Origin of the sequence: Pseudomonas sp. NFX71 (assembly GCF_048079215.1) — a bacterium.
GTDB lineage: Bacteria > Pseudomonadota > Gammaproteobacteria > Pseudomonadales > Pseudomonadaceae > Aquipseudomonas > Aquipseudomonas fluorescens_B.
This window is the reverse complement of record NZ_CP182230.1, coordinates 4811053-4831324: the sequence shown is the minus strand read 5'-3', so window position 1 is coordinate 4831324 and position 20272 is coordinate 4811053. Positions and strand designations below refer to the sequence as shown.

Annotated in this window: 19 protein-coding genes; 13 read left to right on the top strand and 6 right to left on the bottom strand. The window is 60.6% G+C overall.

What is annotated here, in order from left to right:
• Positions 1 to 69: 69 nt before the first annotated feature.
• Positions 70 to 1092 (bottom strand): protease SohB, encoded by a 1023-nt coding sequence (gene sohB, locus ACM1ZW_RS22645; RefSeq protein WP_414883614.1) that lies wholly within the window; start codon positions 1090 to 1092, stop codon positions 70 to 72.
• A 202-nt stretch (positions 1093 to 1294) separates the two neighbouring features.
• On the opposite strand from sohB, the gene ACM1ZW_RS22640 reads away from it, so the two are divergent.
• From ACM1ZW_RS22640 to ACM1ZW_RS22615, 6 genes are all read left to right on the top strand, one after another.
• A complete protein-coding gene (locus ACM1ZW_RS22640; protein ID WP_017339180.1) occupies positions 1295 to 2005 on the top strand; it encodes a histidine phosphatase family protein in 711 nt (236 codons plus the stop codon).
• Between the two features lie 64 nt (positions 2006 to 2069).
• A complete protein-coding gene (locus tag ACM1ZW_RS22635) occupies positions 2070 to 2384 on the top strand; it encodes an SCP2 sterol-binding domain-containing protein (protein ID WP_017339181.1) in 315 nt (104 codons plus the stop codon).
• Positions 2385 to 2677: 293 nt separating this feature from the next.
• Positions 2678 to 4525, top strand: coding sequence for an amidohydrolase (locus ACM1ZW_RS22630; protein ID WP_416740831.1), 1848 nt, complete (start codon positions 2678 to 2680; stop codon positions 4523 to 4525).
• Between the two features lie 170 nt (positions 4526 to 4695).
• Positions 4696 to 5559, top strand: coding sequence for a LysR family transcriptional regulator (locus ACM1ZW_RS22625; RefSeq protein ID WP_017339183.1), 864 nt, complete (start codon positions 4696 to 4698; stop codon positions 5557 to 5559).
• A gap of 106 nt (positions 5560 to 5665) precedes the next feature.
• The gene (locus tag ACM1ZW_RS22620) at positions 5666 to 6811 is read left to right on the top strand and encodes a sterol desaturase/SRPBCC family protein (protein ID WP_416739393.1); all 1146 of its coding nucleotides are present in this window, start codon (positions 5666 to 5668) and stop codon (positions 6809 to 6811) included.
• Entirely contained in the window at positions 6808 to 7896 is a 1089-nt protein-coding gene (locus ACM1ZW_RS22615) for an SMP-30/gluconolactonase/LRE family protein (RefSeq protein ID WP_017339185.1), read from the top strand. The genes ACM1ZW_RS22620 and ACM1ZW_RS22615 overlap by 4 nt, the downstream gene beginning before the upstream one ends.
• Before the next feature lie 50 nt (positions 7897 to 7946).
• Here the strand turns inward: ACM1ZW_RS22615 and ACM1ZW_RS22610 are convergent, their stop codons facing one another.
• Both ACM1ZW_RS22610 and ACM1ZW_RS22605 read right to left on the bottom strand, forming a co-directional pair.
• Positions 7947 to 8189, bottom strand: coding sequence for a hypothetical protein (locus tag ACM1ZW_RS22610; RefSeq protein WP_414879775.1), 243 nt, complete (start codon positions 8187 to 8189; stop codon positions 7947 to 7949).
• A gap of 109 nt (positions 8190 to 8298) precedes the next feature.
• On the bottom strand, positions 8299 to 8541 hold the full coding sequence (locus ACM1ZW_RS22605) for a DUF465 domain-containing protein (RefSeq protein ID WP_017339187.1): 243 nt from the start codon (positions 8539 to 8541) through the stop codon (positions 8299 to 8301).
• Between the two features lie 216 nt (positions 8542 to 8757).
• On the opposite strand from ACM1ZW_RS22605, the gene ACM1ZW_RS22600 reads away from it, so the two are divergent.
• A complete protein-coding gene (locus tag ACM1ZW_RS22600) occupies positions 8758 to 9279 on the top strand; it encodes a DUF4142 domain-containing protein (protein WP_017339188.1) in 522 nt (173 codons plus the stop codon).
• A 69-nt stretch (positions 9280 to 9348) separates the two neighbouring features.
• On the opposite strand, the gene ACM1ZW_RS22595 is transcribed toward ACM1ZW_RS22600, so the two are convergent.
• Entirely contained in the window at positions 9349 to 9537 is a 189-nt protein-coding gene (locus tag ACM1ZW_RS22595) for a hypothetical protein (protein ID WP_017339189.1), read from the bottom strand.
• A 201-nt stretch (positions 9538 to 9738) separates the two neighbouring features.
• Between ACM1ZW_RS22595 and ACM1ZW_RS22590 the strand changes: the two genes are divergently transcribed.
• Genes ACM1ZW_RS22590 through ACM1ZW_RS22565 form a run of 6 tightly spaced genes read left to right on the top strand, consistent with a single transcriptional unit; the run spans position 9739 to position 15166 of the window.
• Complete coding sequence (locus ACM1ZW_RS22590) at positions 9739 to 10590, top strand: STAS domain-containing protein (protein ID WP_416739392.1); 852 nt, start codon at positions 9739 to 9741, stop codon at positions 10588 to 10590.
• A gap of 4 nt (positions 10591 to 10594) precedes the next feature.
• A complete protein-coding gene (locus ACM1ZW_RS22585) occupies positions 10595 to 10957 on the top strand; it encodes an STAS domain-containing protein (protein ID WP_253428671.1) in 363 nt (120 codons plus the stop codon).
• Complete coding sequence (locus ACM1ZW_RS22580; protein WP_253428672.1) at positions 10954 to 11358, top strand: anti-sigma regulatory factor; 405 nt, start codon at positions 10954 to 10956, stop codon at positions 11356 to 11358. Before ACM1ZW_RS22585 ends, ACM1ZW_RS22580 begins: the two co-directional genes overlap by 4 nt.
• Positions 11355 to 12365 carry an ATP-binding protein gene (locus ACM1ZW_RS22575; protein ID WP_414879868.1) on the top strand — a complete coding sequence of 337 codons (1011 nt, stop codon included), beginning with the start codon at positions 11355 to 11357 and terminating at the stop codon, positions 12363 to 12365. Before ACM1ZW_RS22580 ends, ACM1ZW_RS22575 begins: the two co-directional genes overlap by 4 nt.
• Positions 12358 to 13233, top strand: coding sequence for a sensor histidine kinase (locus tag ACM1ZW_RS22570; protein WP_414879778.1), 876 nt, complete (start codon positions 12358 to 12360; stop codon positions 13231 to 13233). The genes ACM1ZW_RS22575 and ACM1ZW_RS22570 overlap by 8 nt, the downstream gene beginning before the upstream one ends.
• Complete coding sequence (locus tag ACM1ZW_RS22565; RefSeq protein ID WP_414879779.1) at positions 13223 to 15166, top strand: response regulator; 1944 nt, start codon at positions 13223 to 13225, stop codon at positions 15164 to 15166. Before ACM1ZW_RS22570 ends, ACM1ZW_RS22565 begins: the two co-directional genes overlap by 11 nt.
• Positions 15167 to 15247: 81 nt before the next feature.
• On the opposite strand, the gene uvrA is transcribed toward ACM1ZW_RS22565, so the two are convergent.
• Positions 15248 to 17884 (bottom strand): excinuclease ABC subunit UvrA, encoded by a 2637-nt coding sequence (gene uvrA / locus ACM1ZW_RS22560; RefSeq protein WP_414883611.1) that lies wholly within the window; start codon positions 17882 to 17884, stop codon positions 15248 to 15250.
• 145 nt (positions 17885 to 18029) lie between these two features.
• Positions 18030 to 20141, bottom strand: coding sequence for an ATP-binding protein (locus ACM1ZW_RS22555; protein WP_416739391.1), 2112 nt, complete (start codon positions 20139 to 20141; stop codon positions 18030 to 18032).
• Between the last annotated feature and the right edge of the window lie 131 nt (positions 20142 to 20272).

Genomic DNA, 20272 nt, shown 5'->3' with positions numbered 1-20272 from the left:
TATATACCGCCACAAAAAAAACGGCCCCTTTCACTGCGAGACAATGAAAGAGACCATTATTAGCATGTGTTACCAGAAACGTTGCTGCGTCAACCGGCTCCACCAGTTCAGCAATACGCGATCGACCGAACCGCTGGCCGCCATGCCGATGCGTTCCTGCAGGCTTTTGCGTTCGGCATAGTGCAGGTGATAAAGCTCGGATTTTTTCGCCCGTTCGGCAAGGTACTCATCGCTGGTCTTGAGTTCGTCAACCAGCTGCTTGTCGAGCGCGGCAACGCCGAGCCAGATTTCGCCGGTGGCCACTTCGTCGATGGCCAGTTGCGGGCGATAGCGGGACACGAAGTTCTTGAACAGCTGATGGGTGACGTCCAGGTCTTCCTGAAATTTCTCACGGCCCTTTTCGGTGTTTTCGCCAAATACGGTCAGGGTCCGCTTGTATTCGCCGGCGGTGAGGACCTCAAAGTCGATGTCATGCTTTCTCAGCAGGCGATTGACGTTTGGCAACTGCGCCACCACCCCGATCGAGCCGAGGATGGCGAACGGGGCGCTGATGATCTTCTCGCCGATGCACGCCATCATGTAGCCGCCGCTGGCCGCAACCTTGTCGATGCACACGGTCAGTGGCACGCCGGCATCACGAATGCGCGCCAGTTGCGAAGACGCCAGGCCGTAGCTGTGGACCATGCCGCCACCGCTCTCCAGACGCAGCACGACTTCATCCTTTGGCGTGGCCAGGGTCAACAGCGCGGTGATTTCATGGCGCAGGCTCTCGGTAGCCGAGGCCTTGATGTCGCCATCGAAATCCAGCACGAACACCCGGGATTTTGCCTCTGGCTTCTTCTTTTGTTTTTTCTCGGTTTTCGCTTCGACCTTGCGCAAGGCCTTGAGCTGGTCCTTGTCGAGCAAGGTCTGCTCCAGGCGCTCGCGCAGCCCTTTGTAGAAATCATTGAGTTTGCTGACTTGCAACTGGCCGGCCGACTTGCGTCGACCTTTACTGCGCAACGACGCGAAACTGGCCAGGACCACCAGAATGGCGATCACCAGTGTCACGGTTTTAGCCAGGAAACTGGCATATTCGGACAGAAACTCCACAGGGACTCCTTCAATACAAAGCGCTGCATTAACGCGCGCGGGATAGCATCAGCATACCCATGCGCCGGCCCGCCGGCCAGCCGTGAAACCTCTGGCAACAGGCTGTAACGGGCATTTCAAACAAGCGTATGTTTTTTCATTGACAGCTCACCCTCATCCTCATAACCTCGCCAAACCTTCAACGTACCGGGATGACGCGGACGTGGGCAGTATCTATTTGATTCGACATGGCCAGGCCTCCTTTGGTGCAGACGACTATGACGTCCTGTCGCCGACCGGTGTTCGCCAGGCAGAAGTCCTCGGCCAGCATCTCGCCGGGCTGGGTATCCGCTTTGATCGCTGCCTCTCGGGCGACCTGCGCCGCCAGCAGCATACTGCCAGCAGTGCGCTGGAACAGTTCGCTGCCGCAGGCTTGCCGGCACCGATCGTGGAAACCGATTCTGCCTTCAATGAATTCGATGCCGATGCGGTGATCCGTGCGCTGCTGCCGGCCATGCTCGACGACGAACCCGAAGCGCTGGAAATCCTGCGCAACGCCGCGCAAAACCGTGCCGAATTCCAGCGTATTTTCGCTCTGATCATCGAGCGCTGGCTCGCCGGCACGTATGACACCCCGGGCCTTGAAAGCTGGCTGGGTTTTGTCGAGCGGGTGCAGGCCGGCCTGCACCGGATACTCGAAAGCGCCGACAACACACAGAAAATCGCCGTGTTCACCTCCGGCGGCACCATCACCGCCCTGCTCCACCTCATTACGCAAATGCCGGCGAAGCAGGCCTTTGAACTTAACTGGCAAATCGTCAACACCTCGCTCAACCAACTGAAATTCCGTGGTCGCGAGGTGGCACTGGCTTCTTTCAACAGTCATGCGCACCTGCAGCTGTTGAAAGCCCCGGAACTCATCACGTTTCGCTGAGTCCGGACTATTGTGACCCTGGCTGTAATCACCCAGCTCTAATTACCCAAGAAAGGATCGAACCATGACCTCCGTAGCTGATGCCGTACAAGCAATGAAAGCCAAGTTCAACCCAGCCGCTGCTGCCGGTCTGGACCTGGTCTTCGGTTTCCGCATCGACGACACCAAGAACTTCTCGCTGATCATCAAGGACAGCACCTGCGAGCTGAAAGAAGGCGAAAACCCGGACGCCCAGGTCACTCTGGTGATGGACGGCGAAACCCTGGAAGGCATCGTTGACGGTTCGACCGACGGCATGCAGGCGTTCATGGGCGGCAAGCTGCGCGCTGAAGGCGACATGATGCTGGCCATGAAACTGTCCGAGCTGTTCCCAAGCTAAGACGGCGGTTCCCGCGTTCGGGAGCCTCTCTGGTTGCAAACGAATCCCGCCCCTTGTGGCGGGATTCGTCGTTTTTCACCTTTGGAAAAACGCCCTCTGCAGATTTGCGGTCTATATTCCTTCTGGCCGCATGCGTCAGACATCGGCTGTTCAATCCGATCATTTTTGCGGAGAACACTGCCATGCCCCCACCTGAGGACCACGAAGGTTTCAACCGCCGACGTGTATTGCAAGGCCTTTCGGCAGGTGCCGTCGGTGCCTGGATCAGCCCGCTGTTCGCAGGGAGTAAAACCATGCCAGATACCCCGGCCGACCTCATTCTGTACAACGGACGCCTGCACACCGTCGATCGCAAGAAACCCCAGGCCAGTGCCGTCGCCATCAAGGACGGACGCTTCGTGGTGGTCGGTAGCGATGCGCAGGCCATGGCGCTGCAAGGACCGGGCACGCAAATCATCGACCTCCACGGTCGCACGGTGATTCCCGGTCTCAACGACTCGCACCTGCACCTGATCCGTGGCGGTTTGAACTACAACCTCGAATTGCGTTGGGAAGGCGTGCCGTCGCTGGTCGATGCCTTGCGCATGCTCAAGGATCAGGCCGACCGTACACCCACGCCGCAATGGGTGCGGGTCGTCGGTGGCTGGAACGAGTTCCAGTTCGCCGAAAAACGCCTGCCCACGATTGATGAACTGAACAAGGCCGCACCAGACACACCGGTGTTCGTGCTGCATCTCTACGATCGCGCCCTGCTCAACCGCGCCGCCTTGAAAGTGGTCGGCTACACCCGCGATACGCCGAACCCGCCAGGCGGTGAAATCCAGCGCGACGCCAATGGCGATCCGACCGGCATGCTGATCGCCCGCCCCAATGCGATGATTCTTTACTCGACGCTGGCCAAGGGACCGAAACTGCCGCTGGAGTATCAGGTCAACTCGACCCGGCAATTCATGCGCGAACTCAATCGCCTCGGCGTCACCAGCGCCATCGACGCCGGCGGCGGTTATCAGAATTACCCGGACGACTATCAGGTCATTCAGCAACTGGCCAAGGACCAACAGCTGACGGTGCGCATCGCCTACAACCTGTTCACCCAGAAACCCAAGGAAGAACTGACCGACTTCAAGAACTGGACCAGCACTTCCCACTATGGCCAGGGCGACGATTTCCTGCGGCACAACGGTGCCGGGGAAATGCTGGTGTTTTCGGCGGCGGATTTCGAAGACTTTCTCGAACCCCGTCCGGACCTGCCGCAAACCATGGAACAGGAACTGGAACCGGTGGTTCGCCACCTCGTCGAGCAACGCTGGCCGTTCCGTCTGCACGCCACCTATAACGAATCCATCAGCCGCATGCTCGATGTCTTCGAGAAGGTCAATCGCGATATTCCGTTCGACGGTTTGCCATGGTTTTTCGATCATGCCGAAACCATCACGCCACAGAACATCGAGCGGGTCAAAGCCTTGGGTGGCGGGATTGCGATCCAGGACCGCATGGCCTTCCAGGGCGAGTACTTTGTCGACCGCTACGGCGCCAAGGCCGCCGAGCACACGCCACCGATCGCGCGGATGCTCGCCGAGGGCGTTCCTGTCGGCGCCGGCACCGATGCCACGCGGGTGTCGAGCTACAACCCCTGGACCTCAATGTATTGGCTGGTCAGTGGCCGCACCGTCGGTGGTCTGGAGCTGTATCCGCAAGGTTTGAGTCGCGACACCGCACTGGAATTGTTCACCCACGGCAGTGCCTGGTTTTCTTCCGAGCAAGGTAAGAAGGGCCAGATCAAGGTCGGGCAACTGGCGGATTTGATTGCGCTGTCGGCGGACTATTTCCATATTGAGGATGAAGCGGTCAAATGGATCGAGTCGGTGCTGACGATTGTCGACGGCAAGATTGTCTACGGCACCGCCGAGTTCGAGAAGCTCGGACCGCCGCCCGTGCCGGTGGTGCCGGAATGGTCGCCGGTGGTTAACGTGCCGGGACATTGGAGACCGCTGGCACCGATGACGGCACAGGTTCATCAATGCGTCGGGGCTTGTGCGGTGCATGCTCACAGCCATGAACGGGCGCGATTGTCTTCGGTACCGGTCAGTGATTTTCAGGGATTCTGGGGAGCGTTTGGCTGTTCGTGTTTTGCGTTTTGAGCTGGACGGCTGAAGAGCGTTTCTCCCGGTTCGTGGGAATTCACCGGCGGTGTACATATCTGTTGCTGCGGTAACGGATATGTACACCCTCAACAAACCCAACAAACGCGCACCAAACGAGTCCGCGTGTATCCGTTTACAATGCCCGAATCTCCCGCACCGGCCTCCCCATGGACATCGATCTCGCCCGTACCTTCCTGGAAATCGTCCGCCACGGCAGCCTCGCCGCCGCAGCGGAAAAACTCCACGTCACCCAGACTGCGATCACCGCACGTGTACAGAAACTCGAAAACCAGCTGGGCAGCACGCTGTTCGTGCGTAACCGCGCCGGTGCTCGTCTGACTCCGAACGGCGAAGCCTTTGTGGTCTACGCCAACCAGCTGGTCGAAACCTGGGAAGCCGCGCGCCGGGACTTGCCGTTACCTGAGGGATACCACGACGTACTGCACATCGGCGGCGAAGTCAGTCTGTGCAACCCGTTGATGCTCAGTTGGGCCGCCGAACTGCGGGAGAAGATTCCCGGCCACGCGCTGCGCATGGAGATCCGCGACGGCGAAAATCTGCTGCGTCAACTGGAACTGGGGGTGCTGGACGCGGCGCTGGTCTATCAGCCCGAATATTGGCCGCGCCTGCAAGTCGAGCAGATACTGGAAGAGAAACTGATTCTGGTTCGTCTGGCCGGAAAGTCTGATCCCTACGTGTACATCGACTGGGGGCAGGACTTCCGTCGGCAGCATGATGCCGCGTTACCGGAGAAAGCCAAGGCAGCGCTGAGCTTCAACCTCGGCCCCCTGGCCTTGCAATACATTCTGGAAAACGGCGGCAGTGGCTACTTTCGTACTCGAGTGGTGCAGAGTTACCTGGAAAGCGGTGTGCTGGAACAAGTGCCGAAAGCTCCGGAATTCAGCTACCCGACCTATCTGGTTTACTCCCGCGACCGTGACTCGGCCACCCTGCAACACGCCTTCGACCTGCTGCGCGAAGTCATCCAGACCGACGATGACTGGTCGCAACGCTGGAACCCGCTGACCTGAGTCCGCTTTACACCGGAACATGGCATTTGTGTCCCCTGGCTTTGGCCCGCCGGAAACGGCGGGATCGTCTAATCTGCTGGGACAACAATAACCACAGGTGAACGCAGTGAGGCAGACCACCGAGGCTTTTCGCAGCCGCTATCGCGCGGACATTCATCCACGCTACAACCCCTGGCTGCACGGCGGGTTTGTGCTGCTGTTCGGCTTGCTGGCCATCGGTGCATTCTGGAACACCGTGCATCAGGTGCTGCCGCTGGAATGGCTCGCCGTGCCACTGACGTTGTTGTTCTTCAACTTCGGCGTGTACGCCGTGCATCGTCACCTCGGGCATCACAAGAAAAGCTTCGCACGGATGTTCTATGCCCGCCATGCCGGTGATCATCACAGCTTCTTCGCTCCCGGACACATGACGTATGACAGCGCCCGCGACTGGCGGGTGATCCTGTTTCCAGCCTGGCTGATCGTGGTGCATACGCTCGTCATCACCCTGCCCGTCTGGTGGCTGCTGGAGCAGTTCGATACCAACGTTGCCGGGCTGGTCGGCGGCTGCCTGGTCCTCGGTTACCTGACCTATGAAGTGTTCCACGCCTGCGAGCACCTGCCGCCCTCAAACCCGGTGACACGCTGGCCATGGATCCGCCAGATGCGCCGCCTGCACGAACTGCATCACCGTCGGGAGTTGATGCAGGAACGCAACTTCAACATCGTTTTTCCACTGACGGACTACCTGTTCGGCACCCTGTATTGGGAGCCCGAACCCACGCACCTGCACCCGACGAGAACGCCCATGACCCGTATGCAGCATCAGATCACTATCGCCGGCAACCCGATTGACGTACTCGCCTACGCCAGCACCGTGACCCGTTGGCCGGAGTGGCACCCGTCGTCGCTCAAGGTCAAGGGCCAGGGCGGGCCGCTGCATGCAGGGTCACGCTTCGAAGAAGACATCCGGGCCGGCGGGCGCGAGGGCCATTTGAGCTGGGCGGTGAACGAGTATTTGCCCGGTCGTCGCTGGAGCGCTCGCGCCCAGGGCGATCATGGCTTGTCGTTGGTAGTGACTTACGAATGCGAGGCCGAGGGCGACGGCACCCGTTTTGTCCGCACTCTGGAATACCAGTTCAGCGGCCTTGGAATGCGCATCGCCAACCGTCTATTGCTGAAGCGGCGCATCGATCATGAATCGGCCGCCTCGATGCTGGCCTTGCGCGAAATGGCCCGCAAGCACCTGGCCCCGGCAGGAGTCACGGTGTGAGTCGAACCGTCGCGTTTCGCCGTGTCGTGTTGCTGGTGATCGTGGTCATTGCAGCGTTCCTGCTGCTGATGCCGACCAAAGTGCAACCCGTGGCCTGGACGCCGCCACCGGCGCCGTCTCTCACCAGTGGGCCGTACGCCGACAATCAACGTCTCAAAGGCGTGGAGCGTGTGGGCGCCGAGGATATCGATGGGCCGGAAGCCTTGCTGCTGGAGGACAACGTGCTCATTACCGGCCTGCATGACGGTCGGCTGATTCGCACCAGCCTCGACGGCAAGGTCACCAAAGTGCTGGCCGACACCGGCGGCCGGCCGTTGGGCCTGGCCCGTCACCCCAATGGTTTGCTGGTAATCGCTGACGGGATCAAGGGCTTGCTGTCGCTGGATGCCCAGGGGCGGTTGATCGCCCTGTCCACCGCAGCGAATGGCGTGGACTTCGGGTTCACCGACGACGTGGTCATCGACAAGTCCGGGCACTACGCCTATTTCAGTGATGCTTCCAGCCGCTTCGGATACGGCCACGACGGCGAGGCGATCATCGAGCACGGCGGCGATGGTCGCTTGCTGCGCTATGACTTCCAGACCGGCAAAACGGCAGTCCTGCTGGACAAACTGGAGTTTGCCAACGGCGTGACCCTGGGACCGGACGAGGCGTTTGTGCTGGTCAACGAAACCGGCGCCTATCGCATCAGTCGATACTGGCTCAGCGGTCCGAAGGCCGGCACCCACGACCTGTTTATCGACAACCTGCCAGGCCTGCCGGACAACCTCGCATTCAATGGCAGGGACCGTTTCTGGGTGGCACTGTATGCCCCGCGCAACGCACTGCTCGACGCCACGGCAGCATATCCCTTCGTGCGCAAGATGATCGTGCGGGCGATGACCGTCCTGCCCAAACCGGTAGAGAAACGCGGGTTTGCCTTGGGGCTGGATGTCGAGGGCAAGGTGATTGCCAATCTGCAGGACGGCAGCCGCGACAACTACTCGCCGATCACCACGGTGCGTGAGTATGGGGAGTGGCTGTATTTCGGGTCGTTGAAGGCCAGACATATGGTGCGGTTGCCGTTGAGCAAGGCCTTGCAGTAAACCTGTGGAAGCGGGTTTGCCCGCTCCCACAGGACAGGTGTCAGGTCAAATCAACGCGGATCCATCTCGCCATCGCGCACCGCATTATCGGTTTCTTCACGCACGCGTTCCGGGTCGAGGTCGGTGCCGTCGTCCTGATCCATGGGGATGGCGCCTTCGTTGTTCGGCAGTTCGTCGATACCCGGTTCATCTTCAGGGTTGACGGTGGTGCGCCCGGGGCTCAAGGGCTCGGGACGGGTGGGGATGGGGTCGTAGCCGCCCTGCTCTTCGCTCGGGAATTTTGGGTCATTCATTGGGCACCTCGCATGGAGCCGTAAAGTCGGACTCTGATCATTCGAGGTGCCGGGATTTATCACCGTTCCAATTTTTCAGCCACCGGTCGTCGGTGGCTGAAGCGACACGTCAGGACGGTGCCTGAAGTTGTTGGACGATCTTGTCCTTGAACTGCAAGCGCTTCTCCTTGAGCTTCTTCAGAGCCTCATCACTGGGCGCATCCGATTGGGCGGTTTCAGCCTTTACCACCTCGGCGTCCGCCTGCGAATACTTGTTGATCAGTGAATCCAGTAACGGATCCTTGGTGCGTTTTTGCTGGACATCTTCCTTTGACAGTTTCAAATCCGCATAAAGGTCGTGTGGCACCGGCATGGAACACCTCCGTTTGTTGATCGGTGGCAAACGCGATCGATTGCGCTCACCAACTATCAGAATGGCCTCGGTTGGCGCGTTCTGTCGACCGCCTATCAGACCAGCGGTGTCCGTTCGTCGTCCTTTTGTAAGGCCGATTAAACCTTTTCCCGCCCGTCGGCCTCCACAGATTAACGATCACCTGATCGCCCATGAAAACCTGTGTGGAGAAAACCAATGGACGGATTCAACCTGCGCCACCTCACTTTGGCCGTAGCCTTGAGCACCAGCATGGGCGCGGCGTTCGCGGCCACTTCAAACGATTTCGTCGACAAGGCCGCCGCCGGCGGTATCGCCGAGATCGAAACCAGCCGGCTCGCCCTGGAAAAAAGCGCCTCGGCCGACGTCAAGGAATTCGCCAACATGATGATCACCGATCATTCCAAGGCGAACGATGAACTGGCGACCATCGCGAAGAAACACGACATCGAGGTGCCTGACACCACGACACTGGTGAAGCAGGCCAAGGAAAAGATTCTTGATATGCGTGACGAATCGTTCGACGCCGCGTACGCCAACAATCAGGTCAAGGCGCACGAAGACACCATCGAACTGTTCAAGAAAGAAGCCAACACCGTGACCGACGACAAAGTCAAAGGCGCCACGGAACTGAAAGCTTTCGCACAGAAAATGTTGCCGGGCCTGGAAAAGCACCTGGATGCGGCGAAAAAACTGCAAGCTGCCCATCCGAGCAAATAACGCGCAGCAAATAAAAAGACCGCCTCCATGATCCATGGAGGCGGTCTTTTTTTGCGCCAGTAGCCGGTACTAGCCGCCGTCGGTATCGATGTCGGCGTCCGTCTCCTCGCCAGGTTTCGGGCGATCCGGATGCGGCTTGAAGCCCGGGCTGAACTCATTGTCGTTGTCGGTGTGACGATTCTTCTGGTCAACCGCTTTATCGGCACTTTCCGGTTCGGCGGTTGTAGCGTTTTCCTCAAGCTCACGTTGATCGGTCATATGCACCTCGTTCATCACTGGCAATGCGCGGCTGAAACACCGGCCTTGTAAATTCGAAGCTTTACGTCAGGCATCGTTCCATCGGTGCACTGGATGAAAATATCCAGCGGGGGAAGACAACTATTTCATACGAGAAATGTCACTGACTTGCACCGGTCGTTTTTTGAGGAATCGGCGCACACTTCCAGGGAGTCAAGGCACATGGCAGCACTGCAAACCACCACACTCAATGCGATGAAAACAAATCAGGCCCAACTGCTTGCCGATTGGGCTAACAGCCTTGAGACCAGTGGTGCCACACGCAATATCAAAGAACAGGATATGAAGCAGCAGACTTCGGAATTTCTGCAGTTGATCGTCGCTGGCCTTGAAAACGGCAACAGCCAGAATGTAGCAGCGCCTGGCTGGGACGAGATTCGCCAGTTTCTGGAAAAGCTCTCCCATAGCCGCGCCCTGCTCGGCCAGGACTCGCAGCAGACCGCCAGTTTCATCTTTGCGCTGAAAGGCCCTCTGTTTGCACTGTTGCAAAATCATTACCAGGACAATCCGGCCCTGTTGGCCGAACAGCTTTGGGAAGTCTCCGAACTGCTCGACGCGCTGGGCATGCACACCATCCGCACGTTCCAGAAATCCCGCGAAGCAGTGATCAAGCGCCAGCAAGAAGAACTGCTTGAATTATCGACCCCGGTGGTCAAGCTCTGGGACGGCGTACTGGCGCTGCCGATGATCGGCACCCTCGACTCGCAACGCACCCAGGTTGTGATGGAATCGCTGTTACAGCGCATCGTCGACACCGGGTCGGAAATCGCCATTATCGACATCACTGGCGTGCCGACCGTCGACACCCTGGTCGCCCAGCACTTGCTCAAAACCGTGACCGCCATTCGCCTGATGGGTGCCGATTGCATCATCAGCGGCGTGCGCCCACAGATCGCCCAGACCATCGTGCACCTGGGGCTGGACCTGCAAGGCGTGGTCACCAAAGCCAACCTGGCAGATGCGCTGAAACTGGCCCTGACCCGACTGGGCATCACCGTCAGCAAGGCAGATTGAGCCGATGGAGCGTATTCCGATTTTGCAGATGGGCAACTTCCTGCTGGTGACCATCCAGGTCGACATGCACGACCAGTTGGCCCTGACGCTTCAGGATGATTTGTCCGAACGCATCAGCCGGACATCCGCCCGGGGCGTGTTGATCGATATTTCTGCGCTGGACATGGTCGACTCGTTCATCGGCCGGATGATCGGCACCATTTCCGGGCTATCGAAAATCATGGATGCCCAGACCGTACTGGTCGGCATGCAACCTGCCGTGGCCATCACCCTGGTGGAGCTCGGCCTTACATTGCCTGGCGTCTGCACCGCGTTGAATGTCGAGCGCGGAATGAAACTGCTTCAGGATCGGGTACGCGAGCAATGACCGTGCGCAGCAGCGGCACTCATCCGATCAACATTGAACAAGACGTCGTGCTGGCCCGACAGTTGGCGCGCAAGCTGGCCACCGAATGCGGCATGCGCCTGATCGACCTGACCAAACTGGTGACCGCCGTCAGCGAGCTGGCGCGCAACACCATGGTGTATGGTGGTGGCGGTGACATGGACTGGCAAATCCTCGACGAAAACGCGCGCACCGGTTTGCGCCTGGTCTTTCGCGACGAAGGGCCGGGCATCCCCGACATCAAGCTGGCAATGACTGATGGCTGGACCTCCGGCAGCGGCCTGGGCCTGGGCCTGACCGGTGCCAAGCGGCTGGTGGAAGAGTTCGAACTCGACACCGCGCCCGGCAAAGGCACTCGCATAACGATCACCCGATGGACATGAATATCGGCGGTTCGATGACGCAGGTATTAATCATCGAAGACAGCAGCCAGATCGGTCACGCACGCCGCAGCGCTCAGCAACTCGCGGAAAAAAACGGCTTTGACGCCACGGATGCCGGACGAGTGGCGCTGGTGGCCACGGAGCTTGCCAGCAACATTCTCAAGCACGCCACCCGAGGCGAGCTACACCTGAGGGTGGTGCCACGAATGTCAGGTGCAGGGATCGAAATGCTCGCCATCGACCGCGCCAAGGGCTTTGATTTGCAGGCGTGCCTGGCCGACGGATTTTCCACCCACGGTACCCAGGGCATCGGCCTTGGCGCGGTGTCGCGCCAGGCCGATGTGTTCGACGCATTTGCCGATGCGCGCGGGGCCGTGCTGTTGACGCGGTTTTACTCGCGCAGCGACAAGGCGCCGGACCGACGCATGGGCGTCAGCCAACATTCGCTGCACGGCGATCCGGCCTGCGGTGACGTCTGGCACCTGGCCTTCGACGGCCCGCGCATCAGTGCGCTGGTGATCGACGGTCTGGGGCATGGCGAGGAAGCCGAACGTGCCGCCCGCGCCGGCGAAAAAGCCTTCGCCCAGTCGCCGTTCGCTTCGCCGCTGCTGCTGCTTGAAGACATCCATAGCGCCATGACCGGCACCCGTGGCGGCGCGTTGGCCATCGCTCAGTTCGATGGCGAGGCCAACGCGCTGAGATTCGTCGGTATCGGCAACATCGGCGCCTGCCTGATCGCCCCGGACAAATCCCGCGGTATGGCCTCCCACCCCGGCATCGTCGGTGGGCAATACCGCAAAGCGCAACCCTTTGACTATGCCCACGTGAACGGACATTTGCTGATCATGTACAGCGACGGTCTGCAGTCCCGCTGGAACCTGCAGGATTACCCCGGCCTGGTGCACCGCCATCCCGCTGTGATCGCGGCCATTCTGCACCGCGATTTCTGCCGTGGACGGGACGATGTCACGGTATTGGTCATTGCTCTGGAGACAGCCCATGGCTGAGACACCCCTGAGTCAGATCGACGAACAGGCCGCGCTGATCGCGCAATTGCAGGGCGAAGCCAATGCCCTGCGCGAAGAGTTGGACGAGACCAATCAGGGGGTTCTGGCGCTGTACGCCGAACTCGACACCCAGGCTGAACAGTTGCGCCAGGCCTCTGACCTGAAAAGCCGATTCCTGTCGTACATGAGCCATGAGTTCCGCACGCCGCTGGGCTCGATCCTGAGCATTGCCAGCCTGTTGACCGATGAACTCGACGGACCGTTGAGCGTGGAACAGCACAAGCAGGTGGCGTTCGTCAGTAACGCCGCACGCGAGCTTAGCGACATGGTCGACGACCTGCTGGACCTGGCGAAAATCGAAGCCGGGCGCATCACCATATCGCCGGCCTGGTTCGACATGTTCGACCTGTTCGCCGCGCTGCGCGGCATGTTCCGCCCGATTGTCGATGCCAGCGCCGTGGACCTGATTTTCGAAGAACCCGTTGGACTGCCAAGGCTTTATACCGACGACAAGAAGCTCGCGCAGATTCTGCGCAACTTCATTTCCAACTCGTTGAAGTTCACCACACGCGGCGAAATCCGCGTCTCGGCGCAGCTGGAGGGCAGCGACCAGGTACGCTTCGCGGTGACGGATACCGGAATAGGTATCGCTGCGGAGCTGCATGGCGCATTGTTCGAGGACTTCTCCCAGGTCGACTCACCCTTGCAAAAACGCTTGCGCGGGACTGGCCTGGGTCTGTCCTTGTGCAAGCGCTTCGCTGCACTGCTGGGTGGTGAGGTCGGGGTCGAGAGTACACCGGGGGTCGGTTCGACCTTCTTTGTCATCATCCCGCTGGCCATCGCCATGGAGCCCGCCGATGAAACGTGATATCCGACTGCTGATCGTCGATGACAACGTTGCCACGCGCTACGCCCTGCGTCGACGTCTGGAGCGACATGGCTATGTCGTGCTCGAAGCGGGTACGGGTGGCGACGGGCTCGCCCTGATCGACAGCGAGTTCATCGACGCGCTGATCCTCGACGTCAACCTGCCGGACATGAGCGGTTTCGACATCGTGCGCAAACTACGCTCCGAAGCCGCCACCGCACTGCTCCCGGTGATCCACGTGTCCGCCGCGTCCATCCAGACCGGGGATATCATTACCGGTCTGGACGCCGGTGCCGACGCCTACCTGATCCACCCCATAGACCCGGACGTGTTGCTCGCGACCTTGCGCACGCTGCTGCGGGTCCGTGATACGGAAAACGCCCTGCGTGAAAGCGAAGCACGTTTTCGCGACATTTTCGTCAACGTCTCGGCGCCCATCGCCGTGCTGGACGCACAGTTCAAGGTGCACGAATGCAATCATGCGTTCGCCCGGCTGATCCAGGACAATCGCAACCCGGACGCCCTGCGTGAGTGCTTCGCCGACCAGCAGGAGCTTATCCTCGACGAGCTGCGCTTGCGCCTGGCCGCTGGCGAGCGCTGGAAAGGCACGCTGAACATGCGCTTCGAAGGTGAGCTGCGGGAAACCGAGTGGCAGATCTCGCCCTATCGCACGCCGGAGCTGAGCCTGGTGTTCGTCGAGGACGTCACCGAACATCGCCACCGCGAACGTTCGCATCTGGCCCGGCTGGATGATGCGACGTCGCAGCTGGAACATGAAATCGCCGAACGGGTGCGTACCGAAGCACAGTTGCTGCAAGTGCAGAAGATGGATGCGCTGGGCAAGCTCACCGGTGGCATCGCCCATGACTTCAATAACTTGCTGACCGGCATCATCACCAGCCTGGAGCTGATCCAGAAACGCGTCGCCGACGGGCGCACCGACAAGGTCCGGTTTTACACCGAAGCGGCGCTGAACTCGGCCACCAGTGCCGCTTCGCTGACTCATCGCCTGCTGGCCTTTGCCCGCCAGCAACCGCTCGATACACGGCCGGTGGACATCAACGAACACATCCGTTCGCTGGAAGAATTGCTGATGCGCACCATCGGCGAACACATCGCGCTGAAACTCGAACTGACCTCCAAAGCCGCGATTGCGCTGGTCGATCCGATTCAACTGGAAAGTGCGGTGCTGAATCTGGTGATCAACGCCCGCGATGCGCTGCCCCAAGGCGGCAATATCTGGGTCAGCACCTACGCGGCGTACTCCCACGGGGACCTGAAACTGGCGGACGGGGCGTATGTCGCGCTGTCGGTGCGCGACGACGGGACCGGCATCGAACACAGCGTAATCGATAAGGTGTTCGACCCGTTTTTCACCACCAAGCCACTGGGCCAAGGCACCGGGCTGGGGCTGTCGAGTATTTATGGTTTCGCCCGGCAATCCGGGGGCGACGCGCACATCCGCAGCGTGGCGCGACGCGGCACCGAAGTCACCATCATGCTGCCTGCCTCGGCTGATCCGGGCACCGTTGAAGAAGAACCTTCAGTCGTGGACCCGCAAGGCTCGGGTGAGCATGTGTTGATTGTCGAAGACATGCCGGCGGTGCGCATGTTCGTGACCGAAGTGCTGGTGGATGCCGGTTATCGCTGCACACAGGTCGGCGATATCGAAGGTGCACTGGAACGCCTGCAAAACGACCCTTCCATCAATCTGATGCTGACGGACGTGGGCCTGCCGCGCATGAACGGCCGGGAACTGGCGGATGTCGCCCGTGGCTGGCGCGAAGGGTTGCCGATCCTGTTCATGACCGGCTACGCGGAAAACGCCCTCAATCGCCAGGTGTTCCTCGGCGATGGCATGGACATGCTGATCAAACCGTTCCAGATCAGCGAATTGCTGGACAAGGTTCGTCGCACCCTCGACTGCGCCTGATAGACCGCCATCGCGGGCAAGTTGGAGCGGCGGGCGGCGATCCGATTGCCCGCGATGAGGCCGGCAAAGGCACCCCATCTCTCAAGCACCCCCAAGCAACCGAGCCAAAAACGGCGCCGTCCGGCTTTTTTTGCTCTTGGCGACTTTCTGCGGCGTCCCTGCCACGACAATCCTGCCACCCTGATCCCCTGCCCCCGGTCCGATGTCGATCACCCAGTCACTCTGAGCCACCACGCGCATTTCATGTTCGACGACAATCACCGTGTGCCCCGCCGTCACCAGCGTATTCAGTTGTTCGAGCAAGCGATCGACGTCCCGCGGATGCAACCCGGTGGTGGGCTCATCAAGCACATACAGGGTTGCGCCGCGCTGGTTGCGTTGCAGTTCGGTAGCCAGTTTGATCCGTTGGGCCTCGCCGCCGGACAACTCGGTCGCCGGCTGCCCTAGACGCAGATAACCCAGACCGATATCCCGCAGCACTTCCAGCGAGCGACGGATGCCCGGTTGCTCAACAAACACCTCGACCGCTTCGTCCACCGTCAACTGCAACACCTGGGCAATGTTCAACCCCTGCCAGGTAATCGCCAGCGTTTCGGGGTTGTAGCGTGCACCGTGGCAAGTCGGACATGGCGCGTAGACGCTGGGCATGAACAGCAACTCAACGCTGACAAAACCCTCGCCTTCGCAGGTCGGGCAGCGGCCCTTGGCGACGTTGAAGGAGAACTGGCCGGCGTCATAGCCTTTGGCCTGCGCCTCGGCTGTCGCGGCGTACAGCTTGCGTACATTGTCGAACAGCCCGGTGTAGGTCGCCAGGTTGGAGCGCGGCGTGCGGCCGATGGGTTTCTGATCGACTTGCACCAGACGCTTGATCGATTCCAGCCCTGCACTGACCTGGCCGCCACTGACTTGCGGTGCATCGTCTTCCAGGCTCAGTTCCTCGGGTTCGCTGTCACTCGCGCCACGCCCGAGATGTGCGCCCACCAGTTCCAGCAGTGCCTGGCTGACCAGGCTTGATTTACCGGACCCCGAAACGCCGGTCACCGAAGTGAAGCAGCCCAGCGGAAACTCGACGCTGAGATTACTCAGGTTGTTGCGGGTGATGCCTTCCAGCCGTAGCCAATCGGTCGGCTTGCGGCTGGTTTGCGGCTGACGGACCTGATCGGCGAACAGGTACGCGCGCGTCTGCGAGTTCGTCACGTCGACCAGCCCCTGCGGCGGCCCGCTGTACAGGATACGACCGCCATGCTCCCCCGCCGCCGGGCCCACATCGATCAGCCAGTCGGCGCGGCGCATGGTTTCCAGGTCATGCTCGACCACAAACAAGGTATTGCCCGCGGCTTTCAGGCGCTGCAAGGCTTCGAACAGCGCTTCGCCATCCGCCGGGTGCAAACCGGCCGACGGTTCGTCCAGCACGTAAATCACCCCGAACAGCTGCGAGCCCAGTTGTGTCGCCAGGCGCAAGCGTTGCAACTCACCGGACGACAGCGTCGGCGTGCTGCGCTCCAGCGCCAGGTAACCGAGCCCCAGATCGGTCAGCGTGCTGACCCGCTCCAGCAGATCCTGAGCGATACGCTGCGCGGCCAGGCGTTTTTCCACCGACAGGTTGGGCGTGTGGCGCACATCCGGCGCGTTGGCGTGGCCACTGGCGCCGTGGGCCACTCGCTGCTCACGGGCTTCGCGGGTCTGGTCGTGGGTCAAGACCTCGCCCGCCTCATCGGCCTGTTCGAGGTAACTGTGCGCCGCCACCGGCTTCAACACTTCAGCCACTTGCAGCAACGGCATTTGCGACAACTCGCCGATGTCGTAACCGGCGAACGTCACCGACAACGCCTCGCGTTTGAGCCGTTTGCCGTCGCACACCGGGCACGGGCTGCCGAGCATGAATTGCGAGACACGCTTCTTCATCAGCGCACTTTGCGAATGACTGAAGGTGTGCAGGATGTAGCGCCGGGCACCGGTGAAGGTGCCCTGGTAACTCGGCTCCATGTTGCGCTTGAGGGCGACTCGGGTTTCTTCGGGTGTGAGCCCGGCATACACGGGAACGGTCGGGGTTTCTTCGGTGAAGAGAATCCAGTCGCGCTGCTTTTTCGGCAGGTCGCGCCAGGGTTTGTCGACGTCGTAGCCCATGGTCACGAGGATATCCCGCAGGTTCTGCCCCTGCCACGCCGTGGGCCAGGAAGCGACCGCGCGCTGGCGAATGGTCAGGCTCGGGTCCGGGACCATCAGGGCTTCGGTGACTTCATACACCCGCCCCAAACCATGACATTCCGGGCAAGCGCCTTGGGGTGTGTTGGGCGAAAAGTCTTCGGCGTACAGCATCGGCTGCCCCGGCGGATAACTGCCGGCGCGGGAGTACAGCATGCGGATCAGGCTCGACAACGTGGTCACGCTGCCCACCGAAGACCGCGTGCTCGGCGTGCCCCGCTGTTGTTGCAAGGCGACCGCGGGTGGCAGGCCTTCGATGGAGTCGACGTCCGGCACACCGACCTGATCGATCAGGCGCCGCGCATACGGCGCCACGGACTCGAAATAGCGCCGCTGCGCTTCGGCGTACAGGGTCGAAAAGGCCAGGGACGACTTCCCGGAGCCGGATACGCCGGTGAACACCACCAGCGCATCACGCGGGATATCGACGTCGACGTTCTTGAGGTTGTGTTCACGGGCGCCGCGCACTCTGACCATGCCGGAAGGAGGATTGGAGGTGCGCTTGGAGGTCATGGGGTGCCTTGAATGTTGTTTGCGAGCGGATGGACGCGATTCAGAATGTAGAAGCTGCCGAAGGCTGCGATCTTTTTATTTTTCTTTGGCGCGACGTCTAAGATCGAAAGATCGCAGCCTTCGGCAGCACCTGCAGGTTCCGGGGTTAGCCATTGAGGACCGTGCGGACCATCCGGGTCAATGCCTCGGGGCTATAGGGTTTGCTCAGCAAATACGTGTCGGGGCTGAGTTGGTGATTGCGCGAAATAATGTCACGGGTGTGACCGGACGTGAACAGCACGGCCACCGGTGGCGTCTGCACTTTGGCCCAGGCCGCCAGATCCGAACTTTTGATCAGCCCGGGCATGACCACATCGGTGAAGATCAGCTCCACCGCCAGGCCGTCCAGCAACATCTGCATGGCGGCATCGCCGTTGGCAGCCGTCAGGACTTGATAGCCTTCTTCACGCAACAACTCCACTGCCGAGCTGCGCACCGCTTCATTGTCCTCGACCACCAGGATGGTTTCGTGGCCGCCGCGTTGCGGGGTGTCATGGTGCACCGTATCACTGAGCAGAGGCCGCAGGCTTCGCGGGAAATACAGCTGCACCCGAGTGCCCTGCCCCTCGACGCTGGACATCTCGATGTGCCCGCCACTCTGTTTGACGAAACCGAACACCATGCTCAGCCCCAACCCCGTGCCCTGGCCATCGGCCTTGGTGGTGAAAAACGGTTCGAATGCTTGCGCGAGCACTTGCAGCGACATGCCGGCGCCCGTATCGGCCACGGCGACACGGACATAATCGCCCGCCGAAATCCCCTTGCCTGCGCAGAACTGGCGGTCGAGTGCGACGTTCTCGGCGCTCAGTTCGATGGTCCCTTCACCCTGCATGGCATCGCGGGCATTGATGGCCAGATTGAGAATCGCGTTTTCCAGTTGATTGCGATCGACGTTGATGTACCAGGACGCTCGGGGCAGGCGCACATCTATCTGGATGGTTTCGCCCAATGCCCGTTGTAACAGCTCGCCGAGGCCTTCGAAGATTTGCCGTGGGTCGCACACCGCTGGCGACAGCGGCTGTCGGCGGGCGAACGCGAGCAATTGCGAGGACAGCTTCGAGCCACGCTCCACCGCCGCAATCGATGCGCTGACCCGGCGCTGCACGTTGGCATTGTCCGGCTCATGCCGTGCCAGCAAGTGCAGGTTGCCGGCGATCACCTGCAGCAGGTTATTGAAGTCATGGGCCACGCCCCCCGTAAGTCCGCCGATAGCTTCGAGTTTCTGTGACTGGCGTAGCTGCTCTTCTGCCGCCATCCGCGCTCCGACTTCATCAGCGATGCGCTGCTCCAGGTTTCGGGTGAACTTGAGCAGGGATTCTTCGGCGGTCTTGCGTTCGTGGATGTCGATCAACACCCCGGGAAAGCGGAATGGTTCGCCTTGCTCATCGAACTCGCAGCAACCACTGGCTTGCACCCACAGATAACTGCCGTCGGGGCGCACTACACGATATTCGGCGTTGAAGGGCTCGCCGGTGGTCACGGATTTATTGACCTGCTCGTTGACCCAGCTGCGGTCATCGGGGTGAATCCGCGCTTCAGCAAAGTCCGTTGGCAAGTCGCCGAGGTTGTGCCCGGCCGGATAGGAAAAGGTCCGGGCAAAGCGTTCATCGCCGGAGAGCAGATTGCCCTTGATGTCCCAGACGAACGAGCCGAGCAAGGCACCGGCATTCAACGCCAGGCGCACTCGCTCATTGTCGGCGCGGTAGGCATCTTCGGCTTCCTGGCGGCGGCGCTCGGAAATCACATGGTCAGTGGTGTCGACCACCATCGCCATGACACCGGCCGGCGTTCCCTCGTCATTGGCCACCGGGCTGTAATAGAGATCCAGCCAGACGTCTTCGGGGACGCCGTCGCGCAACAGCACCAGCTCTTTGTTGTGATAGGACAAGGTCCCGCCGGCCAGGCAGGTATCGACCACATGCCGGTTGAACTCGGCGACTTCCGGCCAGCCCAATTCCACCGGAGCGCCCAACAGATAAGGATGTCGGCCACCGGCGAACGACGAGTACGCATCGTTATAGATCATGTAGCCGGGGCGGCCCCACAGCATCACCATCGGCAGTGGCGAGGCGAGTAGCAGTTGCACCGAGCTGCACAGACTGGCGGGCCAGGTGTCGATACTCCCCAGCTCGGTCACGCTCCAGTCGAACGCGCGGATGCGTCCGGCCATTTCGCCGTCCCATCCGGCACACCCGTGGCTATCGTCTAGAAACTGCATCGACTGATTCTGAGTCCTGTGATTGGCGCCCGTTTGTTTCGAGCATCGCGGCTGCCAATGGTTTCATAGAGATTAGCTGATTCTTGCGGCAATCCGTGGCAGCTACAGATCCCTGTGGGAGCGTCAGATTC

Excerpts from the sequence above, each read along its gene's own strand:
- ACM1ZW_RS22625 (WP_017339183.1), top strand. The coding sequence starts at position 4,696 with ATGGACATCGATCTCGCCCGTACCTTCCTGGAAATCGTCCGCCACGGC.
- ACM1ZW_RS22635 (WP_017339181.1), top strand. The coding sequence starts at position 2,070 with ATGACCTCCGTAGCTGATGCCGTACAAGCAATGAAAGCCAAGTTCAAC.
- uvrA (WP_414883611.1), bottom strand. The coding sequence starts at position 17,884 with ATGACCTCCAAGCGCACCTCCAATCCTCCTTCCGGCATGGTCAGAGTG.
- ACM1ZW_RS22595 (WP_017339189.1), bottom strand. The coding sequence starts at position 9,537 with ATGACCGATCAACGTGAGCTTGAGGAAAACGCTACAACCGCCGAACCG.
- ACM1ZW_RS22630 (WP_416740831.1), top strand. The coding sequence starts at position 2,678 with ATGCCAGATACCCCGGCCGACCTCATTCTGTACAACGGACGCCTGCAC.
- ACM1ZW_RS22570 (WP_414879778.1), top strand. The coding sequence starts at position 12,358 with ATGGCTGAGACACCCCTGAGTCAGATCGACGAACAGGCCGCGCTGATC.
- ACM1ZW_RS22565 (WP_414879779.1), top strand. The coding sequence starts at position 13,223 with ATGAAACGTGATATCCGACTGCTGATCGTCGATGACAACGTTGCCACG.
- ACM1ZW_RS22585 (WP_253428671.1), top strand. The coding sequence starts at position 10,595 with ATGGAGCGTATTCCGATTTTGCAGATGGGCAACTTCCTGCTGGTGACC.
- ACM1ZW_RS22605 (WP_017339187.1), bottom strand. The coding sequence starts at position 8,541 with ATGCCGGTGCCACACGACCTTTATGCGGATTTGAAACTGTCAAAGGAA.
- ACM1ZW_RS22600 (WP_017339188.1), top strand. The coding sequence starts at position 8,758 with ATGGACGGATTCAACCTGCGCCACCTCACTTTGGCCGTAGCCTTGAGC.
- ACM1ZW_RS22590 (WP_416739392.1), top strand. The coding sequence starts at position 9,739 with ATGGCAGCACTGCAAACCACCACACTCAATGCGATGAAAACAAATCAG.
- ACM1ZW_RS22610 (WP_414879775.1), bottom strand. The coding sequence starts at position 8,189 with ATGAATGACCCAAAATTCCCGAGCGAAGAGCAGGGCGGCTACGACCCC.
- ACM1ZW_RS22580 (WP_253428672.1), top strand. The coding sequence starts at position 10,954 with ATGACCGTGCGCAGCAGCGGCACTCATCCGATCAACATTGAACAAGAC.
- ACM1ZW_RS22555 (WP_416739391.1), bottom strand. The coding sequence starts at position 20,141 with ATGCAGTTTCTAGACGATAGCCACGGGTGTGCCGGATGGGACGGCGAA.
- ACM1ZW_RS22575 (WP_414879868.1), top strand. The coding sequence starts at position 11,355 with ATGAATATCGGCGGTTCGATGACGCAGGTATTAATCATCGAAGACAGC.